Source organism: Bifidobacterium sp. C0047B3 (genome assembly GCF_056590535.1).
Genome location: NZ_JBWPWH010000001.1, coordinates 633,520 through 655,039 on the forward strand (window position 1 = coordinate 633,520; position 21,520 = coordinate 655,039).

At 37.5% G+C, this 21,520-nt stretch carries 16 protein-coding genes and 1 pseudogene; 7 read left to right on the top strand and 10 right to left on the bottom strand.

Annotated elements, in window-relative coordinates; all coding sequences use genetic code 11:
- Window positions 1-62: 62 nt before the first annotated feature.
- From AC1EKT_RS02430 to AC1EKT_RS02440, 3 genes are all read right to left on the bottom strand, one after another.
- On the bottom strand, window positions 63-3,344 hold the full coding sequence (locus AC1EKT_RS02430; protein WP_415683859.1) for a UPF0182 family membrane protein: 3,282 nt from the start codon (window positions 3,342-3,344) through the stop codon (window positions 63-65).
- A gap of 139 nt (window positions 3,345-3,483) precedes the next feature.
- Window positions 3,484-4,773: a uracil-xanthine permease family protein gene (locus AC1EKT_RS02435; protein WP_415683858.1), complete on the bottom strand. Its 1,290-nt coding sequence runs from the start codon at window positions 4,771-4,773 to the stop codon at window positions 3,484-3,486.
- Between the two features lie 345 nt (window positions 4,774-5,118).
- A complete protein-coding gene (locus AC1EKT_RS02440) occupies window positions 5,119-5,484 on the bottom strand; it encodes a DUF488 domain-containing protein (RefSeq protein ID WP_481615982.1) in 366 nt (121 codons plus the stop codon).
- A 219-nt stretch (window positions 5,485-5,703) separates the two neighbouring features.
- Between AC1EKT_RS02440 and AC1EKT_RS02445 the strand changes: the two genes are divergently transcribed.
- The gene (locus AC1EKT_RS02445) at window positions 5,704-6,765 is read left to right on the top strand and encodes a YeiH family protein (protein ID WP_415687348.1); all 1,062 of its coding nucleotides are present in this window, start codon (window positions 5,704-5,706) and stop codon (window positions 6,763-6,765) included.
- A 102-nt stretch (window positions 6,766-6,867) separates the two neighbouring features.
- Here AC1EKT_RS02445 and AC1EKT_RS02450 read toward each other — a convergent pair whose 3' ends face one another.
- From AC1EKT_RS02450 to AC1EKT_RS02465, 4 genes are all read right to left on the bottom strand, one after another.
- Window positions 6,868-7,632: a L,D-transpeptidase gene (locus AC1EKT_RS02450; protein WP_415689883.1), complete on the bottom strand. Its 765-nt coding sequence runs from the start codon at window positions 7,630-7,632 to the stop codon at window positions 6,868-6,870.
- Window positions 7,633-7,785: 153 nt separating this feature from the next.
- Window positions 7,786-8,874, bottom strand: coding sequence for a redox-regulated ATPase YchF (ychF, locus tag AC1EKT_RS02455; RefSeq protein ID WP_481615983.1), 1,089 nt, complete (start codon window positions 8,872-8,874; stop codon window positions 7,786-7,788).
- 54 nt (window positions 8,875-8,928) lie between these two features.
- Window positions 8,929-9,732: a pyrroline-5-carboxylate reductase gene (gene proC, locus AC1EKT_RS02460; protein WP_481615984.1), complete on the bottom strand. Its 804-nt coding sequence runs from the start codon at window positions 9,730-9,732 to the stop codon at window positions 8,929-8,931.
- Between the two features lie 126 nt (window positions 9,733-9,858).
- The gene (locus tag AC1EKT_RS02465; RefSeq protein WP_419399318.1) at window positions 9,859-11,241 is read right to left on the bottom strand and encodes an alpha/beta fold hydrolase; all 1,383 of its coding nucleotides are present in this window, start codon (window positions 11,239-11,241) and stop codon (window positions 9,859-9,861) included.
- Between the two features lie 116 nt (window positions 11,242-11,357).
- On the opposite strand from AC1EKT_RS02465, the gene AC1EKT_RS02470 reads away from it, so the two are divergent.
- The 4 genes and pseudogenes from AC1EKT_RS02470 to AC1EKT_RS02485 all read left to right on the top strand — a co-directional run.
- Complete coding sequence (locus tag AC1EKT_RS02470; protein WP_481615985.1) at window positions 11,358-13,910, top strand: sensor histidine kinase; 2,553 nt, start codon at window positions 11,358-11,360, stop codon at window positions 13,908-13,910.
- Window positions 13,911-13,919: 9 nt separating this feature from the next.
- Entirely contained in the window at window positions 13,920-14,705 is a 786-nt protein-coding gene (locus AC1EKT_RS02475; protein ID WP_481615986.1) for a response regulator, read from the top strand.
- Between the two features lie 447 nt (window positions 14,706-15,152).
- A complete protein-coding gene (locus tag AC1EKT_RS02480; RefSeq protein WP_415683849.1) occupies window positions 15,153-16,124 on the top strand; it encodes a DUF6788 family protein in 972 nt (323 codons plus the stop codon).
- Window positions 16,125-16,141: 17 nt separating this feature from the next.
- Window positions 16,142-16,372, top strand: a pseudogene (locus tag AC1EKT_RS02485) (DUF4097 family beta strand repeat-containing protein); the annotation flags it as partial.
- 246 nt (window positions 16,373-16,618) lie between these two features.
- On the opposite strand, the gene AC1EKT_RS02490 reads toward AC1EKT_RS02485, so the two are convergent.
- Both AC1EKT_RS02490 and AC1EKT_RS02495 read right to left on the bottom strand, forming a co-directional pair.
- On the bottom strand, window positions 16,619-17,020 hold the full coding sequence (locus tag AC1EKT_RS02490; RefSeq protein ID WP_481615987.1) for a DUF2178 domain-containing protein: 402 nt from the start codon (window positions 17,018-17,020) through the stop codon (window positions 16,619-16,621).
- A complete protein-coding gene (locus tag AC1EKT_RS02495) occupies window positions 17,017-17,220 on the bottom strand; it encodes a helix-turn-helix transcriptional regulator (RefSeq protein WP_004134772.1) in 204 nt (67 codons plus the stop codon). Before AC1EKT_RS02495 ends, AC1EKT_RS02490 begins: the two co-directional genes overlap by 4 nt.
- Before the next feature lie 611 nt (window positions 17,221-17,831).
- Here AC1EKT_RS02495 and AC1EKT_RS02500 point away from each other — a divergent pair.
- Together AC1EKT_RS02500 and AC1EKT_RS02505 are read left to right on the top strand one after the other, a co-directional pair.
- Window positions 17,832-18,107 (top strand): hypothetical protein, encoded by a 276-nt coding sequence (locus AC1EKT_RS02500; protein ID WP_481615988.1) that lies wholly within the window; start codon window positions 17,832-17,834, stop codon window positions 18,105-18,107.
- A 185-nt stretch (window positions 18,108-18,292) separates the two neighbouring features.
- A complete protein-coding gene (locus AC1EKT_RS02505; protein WP_481615989.1) occupies window positions 18,293-18,949 on the top strand; it encodes a hypothetical protein in 657 nt (218 codons plus the stop codon).
- A gap of 297 nt (window positions 18,950-19,246) precedes the next feature.
- On the opposite strand, the gene AC1EKT_RS02510 is transcribed toward AC1EKT_RS02505, so the two are convergent.
- A complete protein-coding gene (locus tag AC1EKT_RS02510) occupies window positions 19,247-21,223 on the bottom strand; it encodes a coiled-coil domain-containing protein (protein ID WP_415686915.1) in 1,977 nt (658 codons plus the stop codon).
- Window positions 21,224-21,520: the final 297 nt, after the last annotated feature.

Genomic DNA, 21,520 nt, shown 5'->3' on the forward strand with positions numbered 1-21,520 from the left:
GAAAATAACGTAACATTCGCTACTTTTGTAACTCACAAACTGAGATATTAACGAAAACCTATTTACTTACCTGATTCTTCTTTCATTGCTTCATTAATAGCATCACTCAGCTCTTTTTGCGCCTTTCCGTAAGCTTCCCAGTTTCCGGATCGCATAGCAGAATCAGAATCTTTTAACGCTTGAGCTGCACGTTTAAGCGCTTCTTTAGCTTTTTTGCTCATAGAATTAGATTTTTCTGAATTCTTAGACTCATTTTCCTTAGCGGTGCCTTCTTTAGAGCTACCTTCTTTAGAAGCAGCATCCTTAGATTCGTTACTTTCAGCAGCATTGTTTGAAGAAGAATTATTAGAAGCATCTCCAGCCAAAGCACCCGAGTTTCCACCAAATACTTGATTAAGTGCTTCATCTAACGTATCTGCAAATCCAACTTGATCTCCAAAAGCAACTAACACCTTCTTAAGCAAAGGATAGCTAGTAGAACCGCTAGATTGCACATAAACAGGCTCTATATAAACCAGTCCTCCACCAAGAGGCAAAGTTAGCAAGTTTCCACGCTTAACTTTCGTTGAACCAGATTCAAGCAAATTCAATTCTTTAGAAACATTCGCATTAGCGTTGAAATTATTTTGAGCTTGACCAGGTCCAGGAACATTAGACACTTTAGGCAATTCTTGCAAACGAAGCTTACCGTAATTCGGACCGATCTTTCCAGGAGTATCCCCAGCATCCGAATCAACAGACAAGAAACCAGTCAATATTTCACGCGTGCTTTTACCAGCTGGAATATAAGTAGAAACAAGCGAAAACACCGGTTTCTTTGCGTCTCCAGTTTGCAAAGTCAAATAATATGGAGGTTGCAAAATATCTTCTTTTTGTGCTTTCTGAGATTCAGTAGGATCCACAGGGGTTTGCCAAAAATCTTCTCCAGAGAAGAATTGGCTTGCTGTATCCACATGATACTTTGCAAGCAGATAGCGTTGAACTTTAAACAAGCTTTCTGGATAACGCAAATGCTTCATCAAATCACCAGAAATCTTAGAAATATCGTGATAGTGACCAGGGAAAATTGAACGCCATGCTTTAATCACAGGATCTTTTGTATCCCACACATACAAATCAACAGATCCGTCATAAGCATCAACTGTAGCTTTCACAGAATTGCGAATGTAGTTTGCGCGCTGATTTGTCAATCCCTTAATAGAATGAGAAGTTGTTGTTGTGGAATCTTGAGTTATCTTACCAAAATCAGTCATCTGAGAATAAGGGTAAGAATCAGAAGTAGTATAGCCATCAACAATCCACTTAACGCGACCATCTACTACTGCGGGATAAACTCGACCATCCAAAGTTAAGTAAGGAGCAACTTTAGACACTCGCGTCTTAGGATCACGATCATACAAAATTTGAGATTCAGCAGTCACACGATCAGAGAAAAGAATCTGATCAGACCCAAACCTAATTGCATGCAAAAGTTTAGAGAAGAAATTGCCTAAACTTGGACCGCCATTGCCCTTAAAAGTAGTTAACGCACCTTGAGAACCAGTCGGATAATCAAACTCCCATGGAGCTGTCCCTTTTGGAGATCCAACGATAGAATACTCAGGAGCATTCGGAGAGAAGTAAATACGTGGTTCATACTTTTGTGACTTAGTGAGCTTTCCTTGAGCAGGAATACCATATTCCATGAATTGCGGCTGACCATCTGACGTCACTTTATTTCCGTAGGCTGCAACAATTCCGTAGCCATGCGTATAAACTGTATGATCATTAACCCAGTTTCGGTTATCGTTTCCAGCTAAATCGAGTTCACGCGCAGCAATAACTGTATCTTGACTTACTCCATCAATATCGTATTTATCAACTGAAAGCGTATCTGCGAAAGTGTAGTATTGCTTCGATTGCTGCAATTGACGGAAAGTTGGAGACGTAACTTGTGGATCTAACAAACGAATTTGCGCAGTTGACTCTGCTTCTTTTGATAATGCTCCCGATTTACCTTTAGAAGTAGCGTTATACGATTCTTTCTTTACGTTATTTAGTCCGTAAGCAAACTTTGTTGCATCGATATTACGCTGAATATAAGTAGCTTCCAATTCCTGAGCATTAGGAGCAACTTTAAATCGCTGCACAAGTGCTGGCCAAGCTAAAGATATAACCATTGAGCAAACAATCATAAAAGCTAAAGCAATAATTGGTGTTTTCCATGCCTTAATTGCTGTTTTAAAACGCACTGAAATTGGTGCTTCTACAGATAAAGCATGAGATTTCATAAACCAAAATGCAATAATAGAACCAACTAGCACTGTTATCACTGCCATTGCTATGCTTCCAGGAACGCCAGCATTCATGTCAGTGTATGAGCCGCCTGTAATTCGAGAGCCATCAAGAGTTACTAAAGCGAACATGTCTAAAATCTGTTGAAGTGCCCACACCAAAATCACAAGCATAAACCATACAGAAATTTGTCTACGTGCTCGTTTTGTAATACTTAATATGCCTTTACCATCGATAGGCATACTAAAACGAATTGCTCCCATAAGAACATGAGTAATAATAGAGAAAACAAGAGATATTACCAATAAAAGCACAAATGCGCTTATAAATAACCTTAATCCTGGAAGCACAAATACGTAGAATCCATTGTCAATTCCAAATTGCGGATCTTTAATGCCAAAAGGTTGAGCGTTAAACATTAACAAAATTTGCGCCCAATGATTGTAGAATTTAAACCCAAATACTGCGCCTACAATCAATGAAAAAATTCCTGCAACATGCAAAGCAAGCTTTGAACTAATTCCCTGCTTTAAATCAATAACGTTGCCTTTAATTCGAATATAAGTTCCATCCGCATTGCTTGGACGCGCTTTTATTGCCAAAGCTGCAGACAGGTAGCCAAAAGCAGACATTAATATTGCATAAAGCACCCAAACGCCGATTTTTGCACCTAACTGAATCCAAATTACGCTCTCGAATCCAAGCTGTGAATACCACATGCAATCAGTTATGAACCTTGCGAGAGCAAATATTGCAGTTATAGCAAGCACAACTATTAACAATACTATCGCAGGAATCCACCGCCACTTTTTTGCAGTATTAGTAAATTTTGCAAAATTTAAATCGATTTTCATAGAAGAATTTCTTTCATTCTTAAGTTTATTGTTGTTATCTTTCTCATCATCATTAAGAATATAAGCTTGCACATTTTCGTTATTTTTATCGCTTGTAGCACTTTTGCTACTTTTGCTATTCTTGCCGCTCTTTCTATTTTTATTATTCTTAGCCATATATGCACCAGCAGCAGCCCATATAATGCCAATAACTATTTCTATGATGAGTTTCAACATAAGGTTAATGATACTATACTAATTATTTCCAATCTACATATTGTGTAGTCAGAACTAATTACAAAAAGCGCGCCCGCAAAGTTAATGCGAACGCGCTTAGAGAAATAAGATTTTGCGATTAGGAAATCAAACTGTATTGTTAAGCAATATCTGGATCGTCTTTAGCAATCGTGCCAGTAAGCTTTCCAATAGCCTTCAATAAGTGGTATACAACCAACACCACGACGGTTCCGATTGCAATACCGTTGAACTGAATGCCAGAAAGTGCAAAATTGAAATTAGCAATGCCAATAATCATAACGATTGCAGCAATCATAATATTCACTGGCTTATCGAAGTTCACTTTGTTTTCAACCCAAATTCTTATGCCAATCATGCCGATCATGCCGTAAAGCAAAGTAGTCACGCCACCGAGAACGCCAGCTGGAATTGAGTTTACAACAGCACCGAACTTTGGGCAGAGGCTCAAGATGAATGCGAAGAATGCAGCACACCAATAAGCTGCAGTAGAATAAACCTTTGTTGCAGCCATAACGCCAATATTTTCACCGTAAGTAGTAGTACCGCAACCTCCGAATAAACCAGCAATAGCTGTACCAAAACCGTCTGCGAATAATGCAGTTCCAATCTTAGAGTCATAGTCGCGACCGGTCATTTGAGCTACAGACTTTACGTGACCAACATTTTCTGCAATAAGAACAAGCACTACCGGCAAGAACATAAGTAGAACAGAGAAATCAACTTGTGGAGTGTGGAATTTAGGGAAACCAATCCAAGAAGCTTCTTCAATCTTTTTAAAATCAACTTGACCTTGGAAGCACGCGTAAGCATAACCAACAAGAACACCTAAAAGAATATTCAAACGACCAAGAAGTCCTCGGAAAACTACAGCAATAAGCATTACAGCAACTAGTGTTACAAGTGCAGTATCTGGAGCTTTCTGGAAGTTAGTCCAAACTGCAGGACCTAAATTAAAACCGATAATTGCAACGATTGCACCGTTTACAACAGGCGGCATAATAATGTCAATCCACTTAGCTCCTGCAAAATGCACAATCACACCGATAAGAGCAAGAAGCAAACCTGTGCACATAATGCCAAAGCTTGCAACAGCAATACCTTTATGAGCTGTTGTTACAGCTGTAACAGGTGCTATAAGACCAAAAGAGCTTCCCAGGTAACTAGGAAGCTTATTTGCGTTAATAAGTAAGAACAGTGCTGTAGAAATAGCAGTGAACATCAATGTTGTTGATGGATCAAAGCCAGTAAGAATAGGCACCAAGAAGGTAGCACCGAACATTGCAATAACATGCTGAGCACCAATACCAGCAGTACGGGTCCAGGTTAAACGCTCATCTGGCTCCACAACCTCACCCGGTTTTAATGTTTTACCATCGCCGTGAAGCTGCCACGTGAATAACGAATTCATTTCTTCTCCTTGCAAAAACAAGCTATACAAAATGTTTGGTAAACAAGTGATCGCTTAAAAAAAAAACAAGCACTCGTCGAGCGCTGGGATGGCAGCTTCTGGGAGGTCTCCATTGCACCACCGACCCATATGCCAAATGGACATTCTAATGTTGCAAAACGCAAGTGTCGAGAATAAGAAAAAAATTACAGTTTTGTTTTTTATTTTTGTTGAAATATCAAGCAAAATCGGCGTGTTGAAAAGATTGCAATGAGCACCAACTAAAGTTAGTTCCTACTAACTTATGTTTATAAAATAATTAAAGTTAAGCAAAGTTAAACAATCGCAAAATTAGTAAACACATACTCAAGCAAGTAATTTTTGTAAATATTCTTGCAAAACTAATGCGTGATTTACTTTTGGATTTTTTGCAGCATACAATAAAGTTATGGTTTGATACTTATTAAACAAATCCATAATCACACCAACAGCTTCATGATTTGAATCAAGTTCTTCAACATAACGATGTGAAAATTCTTCAAAATGCTCCGGGTCATGATTAAACCACTTGCGTAACTGCGAAGTAGGAGCAATATCTTTAAGCCATTTATCAATATGAGCATATTCTTTGCTTATACCACGCGGCCAAAGTCTATCAACCAAGACTCTCATACCATCATCTTCACTAACCGTTTCATACACACGCTTAATCTTCACAGTGCACTTGTTCATAAAATCTCCTTTATACGTTTACCATAATCGCAGATTTATTTATTTTTTCAAGGAATTATTTACTAGCAAAAATTTCTGCGATATAAATTGAGTTATTATGTTCGATTATGTGATTTTATGTCGGCGTGTCGCGTTTATTTGCAGCAAAATTATATAAAATTTGCTTAATTTTTTAATTTATGTTCGTTTTTGTCCGATTGTGAGAGAATAATGAGCTAAATGGTTAATTTCTTTGATACATGGAAAAAGAAAATCTGCACCATCGATATGGCTCTTATCGCTGTATTGACACTTCTAGCTTCCTTTATTGGTAGCTGGCTTAAGCAGTACCCAGGTTTCCAATTACTTGGTGCTCTTATTATTGCGTTGCTTGTTGGCATGGCTCTGCAGCTGCCATTGCACGTGTACAAAATGAATAATGATTCAAGGCGAGCAGGCGTTAAAAGCGCTGCTGGTTTGATTGCAAACAAACTTCTTCGCCTAGGTATTATTCTCCTCGGCTTTAAGCTGAATTTGCACGATCTGTTTACAAAGGGCATTAAATGCTTGCCTATTGCAGCAGTATTAGTTGCCATAATGGTTTGCGTAACCTATAACATTGCTAAACTCTTGAAAGTAAATCCTCAGCTTGCAATGCTTACAGCAGGAGGCACAAGTATTTGTGGCGCTGCTGCAGTTATGGGTCTTTCTGGCTCAATGCCAGTTCTTCCAGAAGAGGAAGACGAAAAAGAGCAGAACGAAGTTATGGCTGTTGCAACAGTTGCAATTATGGGCACTATTTACGCTCTTGCTGAAATCTTTATCCTGCCTAACTTTGGCATGACAAAGCAGCAGCTTGGCATTACAGCTGGAGCATCTCTTCATGAAATCGCACATGCTGTTGCAGCTGGCGGAGCATTCGATAGTATTGATGTCGCAACAATCATGAAGCTTTCGCGAGTTCTTATGCTAGTTCCAGCTTCCATCTTTATTGCAATTTGGTGGAATGCTCGTCATAGCAAAGTTGAAAATGGTGGAAAGCATAAGATTAGCTTCCCATGGTTTATGCTTGGCTTTATTGCAGCATCCGTTATTGGAACTTACATTCCTTTCGTAACAGCACACGCATCAACTCTTGTAGAAGCAGGATACGTTTTCCTTGGCATGGCTATGGCTGCACTTGGAATTAACGTAAACTTCCGTGCTATTTTTAAGCAAGGCCGTGCAGCATTTGCAGCAAGCTTCCTAGCTTCTATTGTTTTAGTTGCTTTGGCTTATGCAGCTGCAGTACTGTTCTTCTAAATAAAACATTGCAAAATAGTTTTGCTTAACAAATGAGGGTCTTCGTTTGAAGATCCTCATTTTATATTCTCGATAATTTATTTGCGTGTATTCTTGAAAAATCTATCCAATATGCACAGCCGTTCCATCAGGAATATTTTTATAAAACCATTTGGCATCCGCAACGCTTAAACGCACGCAACCATGCGATGCAGGCTTTCCAAGCTTCATGCCTTCTGACGGAATATATTCTCCAAAATTATAATTCGTCGGCACAGAATGGAATAAATATTGCGATCCAATAAAAGCAACCCAATAATCTGCTCCAACTTTTTCATCTTGATTAAAGAAATGATCACCACGACCATTAATTTGATAATTACCATGAGGAGTCGAGTCTTTTATTCCAGAACTCATAACCATTGAGTACACAGTTTTCCCATGAGCAATAATATAAACACGCTGTTTTTTCAAATTTACATTCACATGCAAATCCGAAACCTTTATTCCTGTAAGATTAGGATAGGCTCCACCAGTAGGATATTTCCAAAAATTAGGTTTAACTAAAGACTTATTCTTTAGATAATTTTTGCAATACTTTTTAATAAAAGATTTATCATTCCTATTCAGTTTGCTTATTTTGCAATCAATTTTTTCGCGCTTACTCAAATTAATTTTTTTTAACTGAGCACTATGCCTTAAAGAAGCAGAAACAACATTAGAAGTTTCAAAACCAACAAAGCAGAAGAACGGAATCAATAATGCAGCTAATAAAGCTGACGCAACACAACGAGCAAAATTAGAACTACGCTTCCACCATTTGCAAAATCTTGCAACAATGCGAACACACTTGCGTATATCGCTCACAAAGTTACGAATAAATTGCATAACATCTCCATTGTAAAAGCAAAAACGTTGCTCCCCCTAGTTTAACAGCAAACTGAGGAGAGCAACGCTAAAAAAAAATCTTTTATTTATTATGATATTAAAATCACTCGTAACATAAAAATCATAGATTTTTTTGAACGAACATGAAAATAATCATACATTAAATTTGAATTCGACAATATCACCGTCTTGCATCACATAGTCGCGACCTTCAAGACGAAGCTTTCCTTCTTCCTTAATTTTTGCCATAGAACCATCAGCAGCCACGAAATCATCGTAAGATACGATTTCTGCTTTAATGAATCCACGCTCAAAATCAGTGTGAATTACGCCAGCAGCTTGTGGAGCAGTCCAACCTTTATGAATCTGCCAAGCGTGAACTTCCTTAACACCAGCAGTTAAATAGGTTTGAAGACCTAAAATATCGAATCCTACGCGAGCAAGCTGATCCAAACCAGATTCCTTTAATCCAGCATCTTCAAGCATTTCACGAGCATCAGCTTCGTCGAGCTCAGTAAGCTCGGACTCAAACTGAGCATTCAAGAAGATTGCTTTTGCAGGAGCTACAGAAGCAGAAAGTTTAGACTTCAAATCTTCATCAGCCAACTCCGAATCATCTACATTAAACACGTAAATAAATGGCTTAGCAGTTAGCAAGTGCAAATCATACACATCGTTTTTATCAATAAGCTTTTCGTTATGAGCCTGGTCAATAGTTTTGCCAGATTCAAGAATTTCCTTAGCTTTATTTACAGCGTCTACGTATTCCTGCGTAACTTTCTTACCACGCAAATCTTTTTCAAGCTTTGGCAAAGCATTATCAATAGTTTGCATATCGGCAAGAATAAGCTCAGTATTAATCGTGTCAATATCGTCAGCAGGATCTACTTTTCCGTTAACATGCACAATATCGTCGTCATTAAACGCGCGCACAACTTCGCAAATAGCGTCTGCTTCGCGAATATTAGCAAGGAACTTATTGCCCAAGCCTTCGCCCTCGGAAGCACCCTTAACAATACCTGCAATATCAACAAAAGTAACTGTTGCTGGAACAATCTTTTCAGTATTAACTAATTTAGCTAAAACTGAAAGACGACGATCCGGAAGCGGAACAATACCAGTATTAGGCTCAATAGTTGCAAACGGATAATTCTCCGCCAAAACGTTGTTGCGAGTTAAAGCATTAAACATAGTGGACTTGCCAACGTTTGGCAATCCAACAATTCCAATAGTTAAAGACATATTTACCTAGTTTAGACCAGCGTCGGGAAAGCCGACACAACTTGATTTTATTTACTATTTATTTTCAATAGCATCAACTGCAGCAATAACATCTCCCCTAAATCCGCGAGATTCTAGCTCAGCAACGCCACGAATAGTTGTTCCTCCAGGAGAGCACACTGCATCTTTCATTTGACCTGGATGAGTGCGCGAATCCATGTATAACGCACCTACTCCTTCAATCATTTTTGCAGCTAAGCGGTAAGCACAATCACGTTGCAAACCATATTTCACACCAGCATCACCCAATGCTTCAATATACATTGCTGTAAAAGCTGGAGCGCAGCTAGAAATACACATTGCAATATTCATATGTTCAGCATCCACACGCTCTACCAAAGAAATTGGCTCAAATAAAGCATTAAACATTGAAAGCTGAACATCCGTAAGAGAATTAGAAGTTTCAGCTAAAGTCACACCCTGACCTACCGCAATAGGAGTATTCGGAATAATGCACTGAACATGAGCATTCTTTCCAAGCAGTTCCATGTAACGCTCAAGCGTCCAACCGGCTGCAACGGAAATAACAGCAATACCTCGTTCATTAATAATTTCACAAACTGGCTTAAGCACTTCAGCAACCTGATACGGCTTTACAGCAATAATAATCACATCACTTGCTTCACACACTTCTTGAGCAGTACGCATAGCGCGAGCGCCAATTAGCGAAGTATTATGCTCGAGTTTTTCAAAATTATGCGCGCACGCAACAATATTTTCACCTTGCAATATGCCTGCATTAAGAGCACCTTTAGCGATTGCTTGTGCCATATTGCCATAACCTATAAAACCAACAGTTCCAGATACACAAGTACCCATACATGACCCCCTTTAGCGCATTGATAAAACAGTAGCGCACTCATTACTAAGCAAACAGATGTATAGCATAGCAAAGAGTGCACTATAATCATTGCGCTTATTAAAATTATTACCTTTGTATACTGCTTATCTCTTATAAATTCCCTCTAAATCACCACGATTCAACGCTTCATCAAACAAATGACGGAAAACAATGTCTCCATGTAAACCATCATGCTCAAACTCGTTCGTCGTCCAATAGTGGGAGTTGGCAATACGAGAAAGAGTGTCAAGCTGAAGACCAGAATCTACGTACATATCGTCAAAGTAAACTGCAGATTGCAATGGAACTTCGTTATTAGCAAGTTGATCTTGATCGTAAATTTTGCCGAACTGCTTATCTTTCATCAAGCAGTCAACAGCTGGAAGGAATGGTTGCAAAGCAAGCTCTTGATCGTACATCCAAGGGAACATTGCTTCGCCAGTGAAAAGAAGAGGACGAGCAGAACCAGAAAACTCTGGCATAGTTTCTCGAACCTGTTGAGCAGCCCACAAAATTGGATGCTCTAATTCACCGTCAGCATAAATAAATTCTTGCAGCGGCCAATAAAGTGGACTAGAAGCTGTAGAATCCATGACACCGTACACAAATTCGTCACTTAAGCTACCTGCAGAAGCTCCTCCTCCGTGCTTAAATGCTTTCAAAGAACCATCCCCATCTGCAAACGCAGAATCAAGAAGCCAGTGCACTCGTTCAAAACTTGGTTTCATACCAAAAGAAGATCCCAACATTTGGAATCGCTCAACCGTAAGTTTTTCACCATTCGGAAGCACAACATCACCCTGCGCAATACGATCTGCAATAGCTGCAGCACGAGCGACATCCTGCGGATAGCGCTCATAGAATTGCTCAGTTTTACGCGCCATACGAGGAAAAGTATGCTCATAGACTTCACGCGCATTTGCTGGAACGTGAGGAATACCACCTGTTGTAAAGCTTGCAATTAATCCTTGAGGAAATAGTGACAGATATGTAAGAGTCAAGAAGCCACCATAGCTTTGACCAAGTGAAACCCACGGTTTTGCATCAAATTCAGTAAGTCGCAAATGTTCAAAATCGCGAATAATAGAGTCAGCCAAGAAACGCTTTAAATACCATGCTTGTCGCTCAACGCTTACACCGTCATCTGCCATGCGCTTCATAGTTGAAGCGTCCACTCTTGAAGAACGCCCAACACCACGCTGATCCGGCAAGACTACGCGAAAATGTTTAATAGCTTCTTGAATCCAACCATCACTAGAAGGCGAAAGTGGTCGCGGACACTGCCCACCAGGACCTCCTTGCAAAAATACTAGCAAAGGCAAATTATCATGTACATGCTCAGGAGCACAAACTACTCTACAAAACAATCGAATTGTTTCACCTTTAATAGCACCACCCGGAGTGTTGCCTTCCCAATCAAGAGGCACGTCAATCGCACGCTCTTCAACATGCAATCCCGGAACATAGTAGCTTGTAAGTAATGCCATATTAATACTGCCTTTCTGTCTCGCGTGCTACATTGCAACTACAAATTACACACTCTTATATAAATCATACTCAAGTTCGATTGTTCTATAAAGTGCTATGCACTAGCCTAGTAATTATGAAAGTACCTAATATGTTTCAAAGTGTTATTCAACGCTTACGAAAAGAGCTCACATTAAACGACATATTATGGTTCATTATTCCATTCGTTCTTTTTATTCTTTCAAGCAATCGCTATGTTATAAGCAATGTTGATGGCTTTTTGACACAAAGTTCTTTAATTGCAGTAATACTTATAAATATTGTTGTTGCATTACTACTTTCAGTACGAAAACTATGGCCTGAACATGCAGCTATTACTTTTATTGTTATTTGCATTGTGCAAGTAATCTTTGGTCCTATTCAACTTTTTGCTGATTTCTTTGGTTTCGTACTGCTTGTTAACGCTATTGCGCGAGGAAATCCAGAACATTCAAAAGCTTTTGTTATTGCATCTTACGTAACAACCGTATTATCTTGCGCATTAATATCGTGGAATGCTGTAATGGGACCAATATATGGCAATAATCATTCGAAATCTAGTTATACTTGCAGTGTACGAAATATAAATAGTAGTAACATAAAAAATTGCGTTTCAAATATACTTGATTTTGCGATTCCTTCCATAATTTTTGCGATTATTATTACCACTATTACGGTTATTATTGGCTACTGGCAGCGCACTCACGTGCATACTATTCAACTTTTGCAAGAACACAATAACGCTATTCGCGCGTACCGCCGAAAAGCTCAACACATTGCTGTTACTGCAGAGCGAGCAAGAATTGCTAGAGATATGCACGATATTGTTGCTCACACGCTTTCTATTATTATTGTGCAAGCAGATGGCGGACGTTATGCAGCAACCAAAGATATTTCGCTTGCTAAAAAAACAATGCATATTATTAAAAATGAAGCCGAGCGCGCCGTTCACGACATGCGTCGACTGCTAGAAGCTTTAACTGATGCACCTTCTAACGACACAAATTTGAATCATGTGCCTTCGCTTATTGAGCAAGCGCGAATTGCTTCACCAAATAATATTTTTTGGCATACTGTTGATGGCATAAATTCTTCTAATAAACTCAACAAAGATGCGCAAACTGTAGCATATAGAATTATTCAAGAAGCACTTACTAATATTCGAAAGCATGCAGGCGAATGCGTTAAAGTAAACATTCATGAAGAGTGGAACAACCAGGGTTTAATACTAAAAATTACAAATGAAATACACAAAATCGAAGATAGCAAAGCGCAAAATAGCAATGCACAACATAAAAACGGCTATGGCTTAATTGGCATGAAAGAGCGCATTGAAAATCTTCATGGCACACTTGATTATGGAAAACTAAACGATGGAACGTTTAGTATTGTTGCTTTTATTCCATATTCTTACAGCACAGACCAGTCAAACACTACTGCTTCTTTATTAAATAGTATTCCTAACGTTACTTATGAGAATGCAAAAATCAATAATCAATCAGTAGAGCAAACAAAACTTGCAAATGCAAATGCTCCAACCTCATCAAAAGTTTTGCCAGAAGTTTTGCCAGAAGTCTTGCCAGAAGCAAATGCTTCACAAAATAGGATTGAGAAAGTATCACAATGGTTTGAACAACATTGGCTTATTGGAGACATTATTTATGCAACGCCTTGGATTGTTCTGATGCTTTTTGTGCCAACTTATGCTTTTATTATTGGAGATGGAATGTCTTCACAATATTTCAACTCACTTTCGTTAGAAGTATTTTATAGAGTATTTACTATTACAACCATGGTGCCATTCATGTTCCGTAGAAAAGCTCCAACTACATGCGCAATTGTTGCCGCAATATTTTCTGCAATACAGCTAATATTCTTACCTAATATTTTGTTTGCTAACTTATTTATTCCAAGCATTATTTATTCTGCAGTTCTATACGGCAAAAAGCGCACATGGCAATGGGTTAGCGCAGTAGTGCTCGCCGAATCTGCTATTTTTTCATTAAAAATTGGCATTGCATCAAGAAATATTCCACAAAATGCAACTCCAATACAATTCTTTACATCTAAAATAGACACAACTAATTTTTATGTCATTATGCAAATGGCATCCGTAGGATTAGTTTTTGGTTTTATAGTTGCGTTAATTTGTTTTGCGGCCATTGCATTTGCTTATTCCCGCAGAAACGATGACAATAATTTGCTGATTCTAAAAGCGCGCAGAACAGAATTAGAGCAAGAGCAAAAACAGCTAGAAGTACTTGCAGCTAACGCAGAAAGGCAACGACTTAGCTCAAATATTCAGCAAAAAGTTGCTATTACATTGCATAAAGTAATCGATGCCGCAAATAACGGAATTGATATGCTAAATAAATACGAAAAAGCAAATAACAATACAGAAAATCGAAAGTTATCAGAACCAAAGCAATCACATGAACAAAGTGAAGAAATTAGTAAAGCTTTCAAAAATATTGGAGATGAAGGTCGCTCAGCACTGAAATATATGCGAAAATTGCTTGGAGTTTTGCGAGAAACAGGTTCAAGCGCTAATTCAGCAAATAATGTTGCGAATGTAGCTGAGATTGCTATTCGCCCTGCTGCCCCACTTGATGAGCAAATTCAACACAGCGCATTAAATAAGCAAGAGTAAGTTGATACTATGGAAAATATGGAAAACAATGAAGTAATTCGCGTCGCAATAGCAGACGATCAGGAGCTTGTTCGTGCAGGATTTGCTATGGTAATTAATTCGCAACAAGATATGCACGTTGTATCTCAGGCTTCTAACGGATCACAAATTGTAGAGCTTTCTAAAGGCCAAAATCCAGACATTATTCTTATGGACGTTCGCATGCCTGTAATGGACGGATTGGAAGCAACTCGCAAGATTCTGCAGCAAAGAACTAACGAAAATACTAAAATTATTATTCTAACAACTTTCGACCTTGATGAATATGTTATGGCTGCAATTCATGCGGGCGCTTCCGGATTCCTTTTGAAAGATACTGAACCTGAAACTTTACTTAACTCCATACGAACGGTATATCAAGGAAACGCAATTATTGCTCCGACTGCCACGAAGCGCTTGATTGAAAATATGATTCAGCAAGGCAAAGTAGCAACAAATAGTAAAGCAAACAGCGTTGCGAGTTATGCTGCGAATTACACTGCACAAGTAAGTTACGACGTACAAGCAAATCCGGCTGCGCAAGCAACACAAAGCTGCGCGTACACAAATTCAGCTATTACAGAACTTACCGATAGAGAGCGCGAAGTTCTTGTTGAAATTGCTCACGGACTCTCAAATCAGGAAATTGCTGACAAACTATTTATTAGCTTACCAACAGTTAAAACTCATGTTGCGCATATTTTAGGAAAAATCGATGCTCGAGACCGCGTGCAGGCTGTAGTTTTCGCTTATGAAAATGGCTTAATTAAGCCGTAAAATACAGCTATTTTACAAGATTTCTCTGTCTAATGAGACGTGAATTGTCAGAGTTTTCTCTCATACCAAGTTTTATATTTGTTATACAAGAAGTCCAACAGCTTTTGCATGCTTGACTTCTATCCTTCAACTAATTACGTGGAAAGTGTTGTCTTGAGGTAAAGGCTAATTAGGCTAGTGCATTTTAGGCTTTGTGTAGCAGGGGTTAGCGAGTGTTATCGTTAAAAGGTTTAGCGTGCGGTGACTTTAAGCTTACTTCTCGAGATTCTAGATGTGATTTTGCTACCTTTAAGCCTACTGGTTGCGTGCTCTAGTTGCTTATATTTTGGGGAACAAATCGGTGTAAAAATCATAAAAAAGTTCCCTACATTATTTGATTATTGGGGAACAAAATGGTATTTTATTTAAGCAAATGTTCCCCAATTTATGTGAAAAAGGAGTGTGAAGATGGCTGCAAAATATGATGATGTGCAAGAATTGCTTAGAAAAAAGGCTGATATTAATGCTCGCTTGAGTTTGCTTGCGTATGATGGTACTCCTGAAATCAAAAATCGTGGAGATGGTAAATATTTATACACCAGAAAGCGTGTTTCGGGAAAGTTGACGTCCACGTATGTTGGTGTGTATTCGGACGATTTGTATAATCTTCTTCTTCACAATGCAAGTGAATCTAGGCAATTGCGTAAGGAACTTCGCGCTGTAGTAAGGCAGCTCGCGAATGCTGGATATTCTAATAGTGAGTTATCTGCTGATTTGGTGAACAATATTGCTTTTGCAAGGGCTAACTTAAAGGCGAATATTTACGATCAGGCGGTTTTGGAAGGTGTTGCTACTACTTTTCCTCAAACTGAAGAGATTATAGATAACGGGAAAGTATTTGGTGTTTCTGCGAGTGATGTTCAAAAAATCTTGAATTTGAAGCATGCTTGGGAGTTTATTTTAGACGAGGATGTTGTATTAAGCAGGTCTGATTATTACATGCTAAGTCATATAGCGAAGCTTGTTAATGAGGGGTTTTTCTTAGATGGCGGTCGTATCAGGGGTGTTCCTGTTGCGATTGGTGGATCTACTTATATTCCGCCTATTCCTAATGAAATAGATGTTAAAGAAAAAATAAGGAATATTGTTGAATGTGAGAAAGATAGTGAGAATGTTGAAGGTAGAGTTGGAAGGAAAGAGCCTATTGATATTGCGATTGAATTATGCGTTTATTGTATGAAGTCGCAGATATTTTTAGATGGGAATAAGAGGGCTTCTGTGATTTTTGCGAATCATTATTTGATTTCTCATGGCAGGGGCTTGTTGGTTATTCCAGAAAATAAGGTTCCTGAGTTTAAGAAGTTGCTTGTTGAATATTATGAGGGTGAAGATTTGCAGGTGATTGCTTCGTTTATGAGGGAATATTGTTGGAGACATTAAACGCGCGCGATGATATTGGTTCTGCTGTGGCGAATAATGTTAAGGCTTCTGCTTCTTGCACGGTGTATACGTTAAATGGTACGAGTGTTTTAGAAGGAGAAATTACCAAGGGTGCATGTCTTGAAGTAGTTTGTGAGAATGGTGTGGCTGAAGTTTGTGATAAGCATAAAGCAGATTTTGGGTACAAAACAGATGGATGTGCTCACTATGCTGTGCATTGTTTGAATGGGAAAGCTGTAGTGAAGTAATACTGTTGTGGTGTTTTATGTCCGCCACTGTGACTAGTCGCATGAAATAGAGTTTGGCATATTCTAAAAATTCTTTGGAATGTTGGAGTATTAGGCTTGGTGGTTTTTAATCCAAGTGTAAAGGTCATTTTCATTCGCTTTGCCTGATGCAACTTTGAGATAAAAAAGTTTCGTATTGGGGATAAGTAATTTACGCAAGTTGGTAAGTTGCGTGATAAGTAGTAAATGGGCAGGTTAGGTCTGATTTTAATATTTTTTCTCATAATATTTGTTGATAAAAAACATGATTAATGGAGAAAATGCGATCGAAATAGCTAGAAGAGCAGCTGGTAAATATGCTTTTGTGATAAATGCAATTATGGCAATTATTCCCATTAGGTGCATTAGTATGAATGCCATTGTTGCATTTACTTTATCTTTGATGTTCTCGTTTCTTTCATCGTTCACATTTATTTTGTAGTTGTGGTCTTTTTCCATCATCTTATAGTGCATGATTTTTACGTGTGAAAGTGAGATAGTTGCAACAAAAACAACTGACAGTACAATTTCTACGGATTCGTTCAGTTTAAGAGTCAGTACAAGAATTAGTCCGAAAATTCCTATTACATATCCTATGTACCAAAAATTTTGGGTTTTCTGTTTTTTCATTTTTTATCTTCCTCGTAAATAAATATTTCTTCGATTGTTAAATCAAAATACTTGGCAATTTTGTATGCCAATATGATTGACGGGTTATATCTTCCATTTTCCAAAGAGCCGACTGTCTGTCTTGATACTTCAAGTGCGTCTGCAAGTTCTTCTTGGGTTATGCCTTTTTCTTTTCTAATTTGTTCAAGTCTATTTTTCAGATTACATTCTCCTTCATAATGGAAAGCTAGCTTTACATATAAGATAATCGTTTCGAAAGTAAATGTCAAGTTAGCTTTCCATTGGATCTAATATTGTATTTAACAAAGATGGGGTGAATTATGATCCGCTTTGCAGAGATTTTTATTCCAGGTTTCGGATTAACGCCACTGGAGATCTTTTAGATTGTGCTTCCTCAAATAAGATTACAGATGAACAATTGAATCAATTTTTAGATGCAAATATATCCAAGAATACATACTACTAATGCAGAAAATGCGCATGGTAATATTTCTTTATGTCCCTCATTTTTTCAGTGCTAATAAGTTAATCTACAAATTTTTCAGGATTGCCTGTATTTTTAGCTGCTTTTGAGAGGTTTACGTATTCTAAAGTCATAATTTACTTTTTTAATTTTGCGTTATAGTGGATCAGTATGATAACGACGAGTGCTAATACTATATCTAATGATGTACTGATAAAGCAGGTTTTGGTACAAAGCGAATTTTAAGTACTTTCTTTTGTGGTGTTCTGATTTGTTTTTCTAAAATTTCCATAAAACGTTTTTCTAGTGTAGTGTTTGAATAACATCAAGATTTCCAAGGGGTTAATCATGTGTTTATATAATATTTTGCCTAAATGCAAAAGTGATAAAATAAGCATTTCACTTAATCAAGTAAAAAATAGCAAAGAATTTAGTCATTATAAAGAATTTGAGATACTTGGTAGTGGATGTAATGCTACGGTGTTCAAAGCTAAGCATAAAGTTACAGAGCAGTCTGTTGTTATTAAAGTTTATAAAATTTTTAAAAATAATGAAAAATCTTATAAGGATAAGCATTTAAAAGAGATTAAAAAGAATGCAAAAAATAAATTTGACAAAATATAATCATGCTGTATTTGATGCTGGAACTGTCAGCGTAGACTGTTTTAAATATCTGTATTGCATTATGAATTATTTAGATGGCATTACGCTAGAAGAATGGCTACAGAAAATAAAATCACTAGAAAAAAAGATTAATAAAACCAATTGAAATAAATGCTGCTTTAGGTTTTTTGTACTATTGTTATAATTTGGTCGATAACGATTGTGGTGAGATTACACATGGAGATATTAATGTTGGCAATGTAATCTTTTTGAAACAGAACAGCATTAATAATAAAAATGATTTTTTGAACTATTGTTCGTGCGGTGGTAATTACTTAGTACCTACAAAAATAGAACTAATTGATTATGGCACATCGGAGTGGGAGGAAACTACTCACAATTTCGGCATTGAACGTGATCTTAATTTTATTGTTAATAATACTTGTAAAATACTATCTTCATATCCTATAAAGGAATTTATTAATTATGATGCAATGCGTGAAAATGAAGAGCTACATATTCAAAGGAATATTTTGATTGTTGATTTGATACGAATCATATTATCAATTGATTATCTTGATAATTTATGTTATGCAGGAGGCCGTAAAAAAGACTACTCTGATTGGCTTTATAGACTATGGAATTGCAGATTTAAGCGGGAAGATAAATTGGAATTTAATAATTTTATTGACTTAAATTATTGGTCTGCATTAAAACAACCAAGTACAGGAAAATATATTAATAAAACAGAAATTGTTAATTATATGAATAAACAGAAAAAACAGTGTTATACAATAAAACTTACAAATGTGTGCAGCCATACATGTAATTATGATGATCCGGATATAAAATTTAAGTGGTAAGATACTAATTTTAAACCTTTTAACGATAGCTTTTTCTATCGTTAAAAGGTGCACTCACTATCCATAGTGTGCACTCAAAAAAGTGTAAATATACTACCCGTTCACTCAACCCACGTCGAAAGTGTCGTATTGATGCCAAAGGCTGATTAGGTGGGTACGTTTTACATTATTCTTATGAAGAATAAACCACTGCAAAACCAATAAATTCCATACAAAGCATATAAAAATGCGGCTATTTATGCATATACACAAATAGCCGCAAATTTAGCTTGTCAACGTACCTAGTAGCTTTTTAATTTATGCTTTCGGTAGGCGACGGTGACGCATAACAGTAACGCCGGCAGCAGCAGCTCCAGAAATAGTTAACGCACCCAAAACACCTAACATTATAGTGCTAAGCATATTGCCAGAAGACTTGTTCTCGCTTGTAGCACTAGCTTGAGTTTTTGGATTTTCGCTTACTGTATCCGAAATCTTTTCGTCAACTTCTTCAACATCACCCTTGTTATCTTCAGGCTTCGTAGAGTTTTCTTCTGAAACCTGAGACTCAGTTGACTTGTTTGCTTGCGAAGCATTTTCTGACTGATCTGCAACAGCTGGCACCTGAGATGCAGCTGCAGAAGAAACCTTTTTAGATACTTCAGCAACTGTAGTTACTGCCTTCTGAGTATTTGCAACCGTAGGATTTGCTGCAGGTGCTGAAGACACTGAAGGAGCCGAAGGTGCTTCAGAAACAGCAGGCGCTGAATTATCTTCAACTTGAACTGCTGGAACCGCAGGGGTTGCAGGAGCAACAGATACTGACGGAACAACAGGAGCAGATGGCATAGCTGGTGCTTTAGCAGACGGAGCTGGAATCTTAGCTTCAGGTACTGCAGGAGCAGGAGCAGCTACTTTCGGAGCAGATACTGCAGGAGGTGCAGGAACTGGAGCAGCATGCTCTTGAGATTTATTATCTTTTTTAGAATCAGAAGATTCTGGAGCAACAGGAGCAGCCTGTTTTTCAGATTCTTTTGCCTCATTATTACCAGCAGGGCTGCTGCTATTTTGCTGATTCTTTTGAGCTTTTTCCTGTTCCAATTGAGCTTTGAGAGTAGTAACTTTAATTCTAGCTGCCTCAAGATTCTTTTCTGCTTCCTTTAAAGAATCTTTAGCTTTCTTCTTTAAATCACTTTTCTCAGTTCTCTCATGAATCTGATTTTTCTTAGCTGTTTTAGCACCCTCAACACCATTTTTTAAGGAGTTAATTTTTTGGCTTAGCTTATCATCTTTGCCAACTAACTTATAGTTGTCAATAATATTATTAAGAAGCTTTATTTCAGACTCTGCTTTCTTTGCTTCAGAATCTTTAGTATTAGAAGCTTCAAGCTTTTTGGCTACATCTTTTTTAGACTCATCAATTTGATCTTTAATCTTTTTAAGTTCTTCATCTGCTTTTTCAAATTCTTGCTGCGCTGTCTTGAAAAGTGTCTCTAATTCTTTCAGAGTTTCTTCTTTAGCAGCAACAGATTTCTTATTTTCTTCAACTTTTCTGCTAAGCGAAACTTGATCATTAGAGACTTTTCTAAACTGCTCCGCTAGAGAATAAATATTACCGGCATCGTCTGGATTAGCTTTTTCTAACGCAGATTCTAATTCACCGATTTTTGTATCATACTCTTTAACTTGAGCAGAATCGCTTGCAATAGATTCCTTAAGAGAATCTACTTCTTTGTGAAGATTTGAAATCTGCGATTCATACTGCTTTATGCTAGATGCAGCTCTTTCTTTTGTTTGACTTTTTTCTTCTTCGTCATTTTGCAAATCGTTAAGAGCTAATTTTGCATTATCATATTGCTTTTTTAAAAGTTCGTATGCTTCTTTTAATCCAGTAAGATTGCTCTCTTTTTCTTTTTTGGATTTTTCAAATTCCGCAGCCTTTGCTTTTGCAGCTTCGGAACCCATTTTCAATGCATTCTCAGCTTCTAAAAGTTCTTTCGCTTTATCATTTTCAGCGTTTTCAGCTATTTTTTCAGTTTCAGAGATTTTATTTAAAAGATTGTCAAATTCTTCGACTTTTTTCTTATACGCTTCAATTTGATCTTCTAATTGCTGAACTTGCTCTTCAGCTTTTTCAATTGCTTCTTCAGTAGACGCTTTAACAGTCGCCTCTGTTTGGACTTGTGTATTTTGTACAACCTCAGCAGCTTCTTGCGCCCACGCTGGCATTGGGCCTTGCAGGAACAAAACAAATCCTGCGATTGCTGCGGCAGATTTTTTCTTGACCGTTACCATATTTTCTACTCCTTGCTCGTAGCGGCCTTCATGTCTAACTTATGTCAGCAGTCATTCTTGAGCATAACAAAGAAATAAATACATTTTCAACGCCATTTATTCGGAATATTTCCGATAAAACTTGTCATGATGAATAATAATCGTATTATTTTTGAATATTACTAATAAAAAATGCTCTTTTTATACATAATATTATGTTAGTCGCATAATTATACGCACGTTTTAATAAAAAAATAATAATGATAATACAAATTTTTTCAGAGTGTCGAAAAAGCTTAAGAAAAAGATAATGCCGGC

Excerpts from the sequence above, each read along its gene's own strand:
- AC1EKT_RS02435 (WP_415683858.1), bottom strand. The coding sequence starts at position 4,773 with ATGAATTCGTTATTCACGTGGCAGCTTCACGGCGATGGTAAAACATTA.
- AC1EKT_RS02490 (WP_481615987.1), bottom strand. The coding sequence starts at position 17,020 with ATGAAAAAACAGAAAACCCAAAATTTTTGGTACATAGGATATGTAATA.
- AC1EKT_RS02445 (WP_415687348.1), top strand. The coding sequence starts at position 5,704 with ATGGTTAATTTCTTTGATACATGGAAAAAGAAAATCTGCACCATCGAT.
- AC1EKT_RS02440 (WP_481615982.1), bottom strand. The coding sequence starts at position 5,484 with ATGAACAAGTGCACTGTGAAGATTAAGCGTGTGTATGAAACGGTTAGT.
- AC1EKT_RS02475 (WP_481615986.1), top strand. The coding sequence starts at position 13,920 with ATGGAAAATATGGAAAACAATGAAGTAATTCGCGTCGCAATAGCAGAC.
- AC1EKT_RS02450 (WP_415689883.1), bottom strand. The coding sequence starts at position 7,632 with ATGCAATTTATTCGTAACTTTGTGAGCGATATACGCAAGTGTGTTCGC.
- AC1EKT_RS02480 (WP_415683849.1), top strand. The coding sequence starts at position 15,153 with ATGGCTGCAAAATATGATGATGTGCAAGAATTGCTTAGAAAAAAGGCT.
- proC (WP_481615984.1), bottom strand. The coding sequence starts at position 9,732 with ATGGGTACTTGTGTATCTGGAACTGTTGGTTTTATAGGTTATGGCAAT.
- AC1EKT_RS02500 (WP_481615988.1), top strand. The coding sequence starts at position 17,832 with ATGTGTTTATATAATATTTTGCCTAAATGCAAAAGTGATAAAATAAGC.
- AC1EKT_RS02465 (WP_419399318.1), bottom strand. The coding sequence starts at position 11,241 with ATGGCATTACTTACAAGCTACTATGTTCCGGGATTGCATGTTGAAGAG.
- AC1EKT_RS02470 (WP_481615985.1), top strand. The coding sequence starts at position 11,358 with ATGAAAGTACCTAATATGTTTCAAAGTGTTATTCAACGCTTACGAAAA.
- ychF (WP_481615983.1), bottom strand. The coding sequence starts at position 8,874 with ATGTCTTTAACTATTGGAATTGTTGGATTGCCAAACGTTGGCAAGTCC.
- AC1EKT_RS02430 (WP_415683859.1), bottom strand. The coding sequence starts at position 3,344 with ATGTTGAAACTCATCATAGAAATAGTTATTGGCATTATATGGGCTGCT.
- AC1EKT_RS02510 (WP_415686915.1), bottom strand. The coding sequence starts at position 21,223 with ATGGTAACGGTCAAGAAAAAATCTGCCGCAGCAATCGCAGGATTTGTT.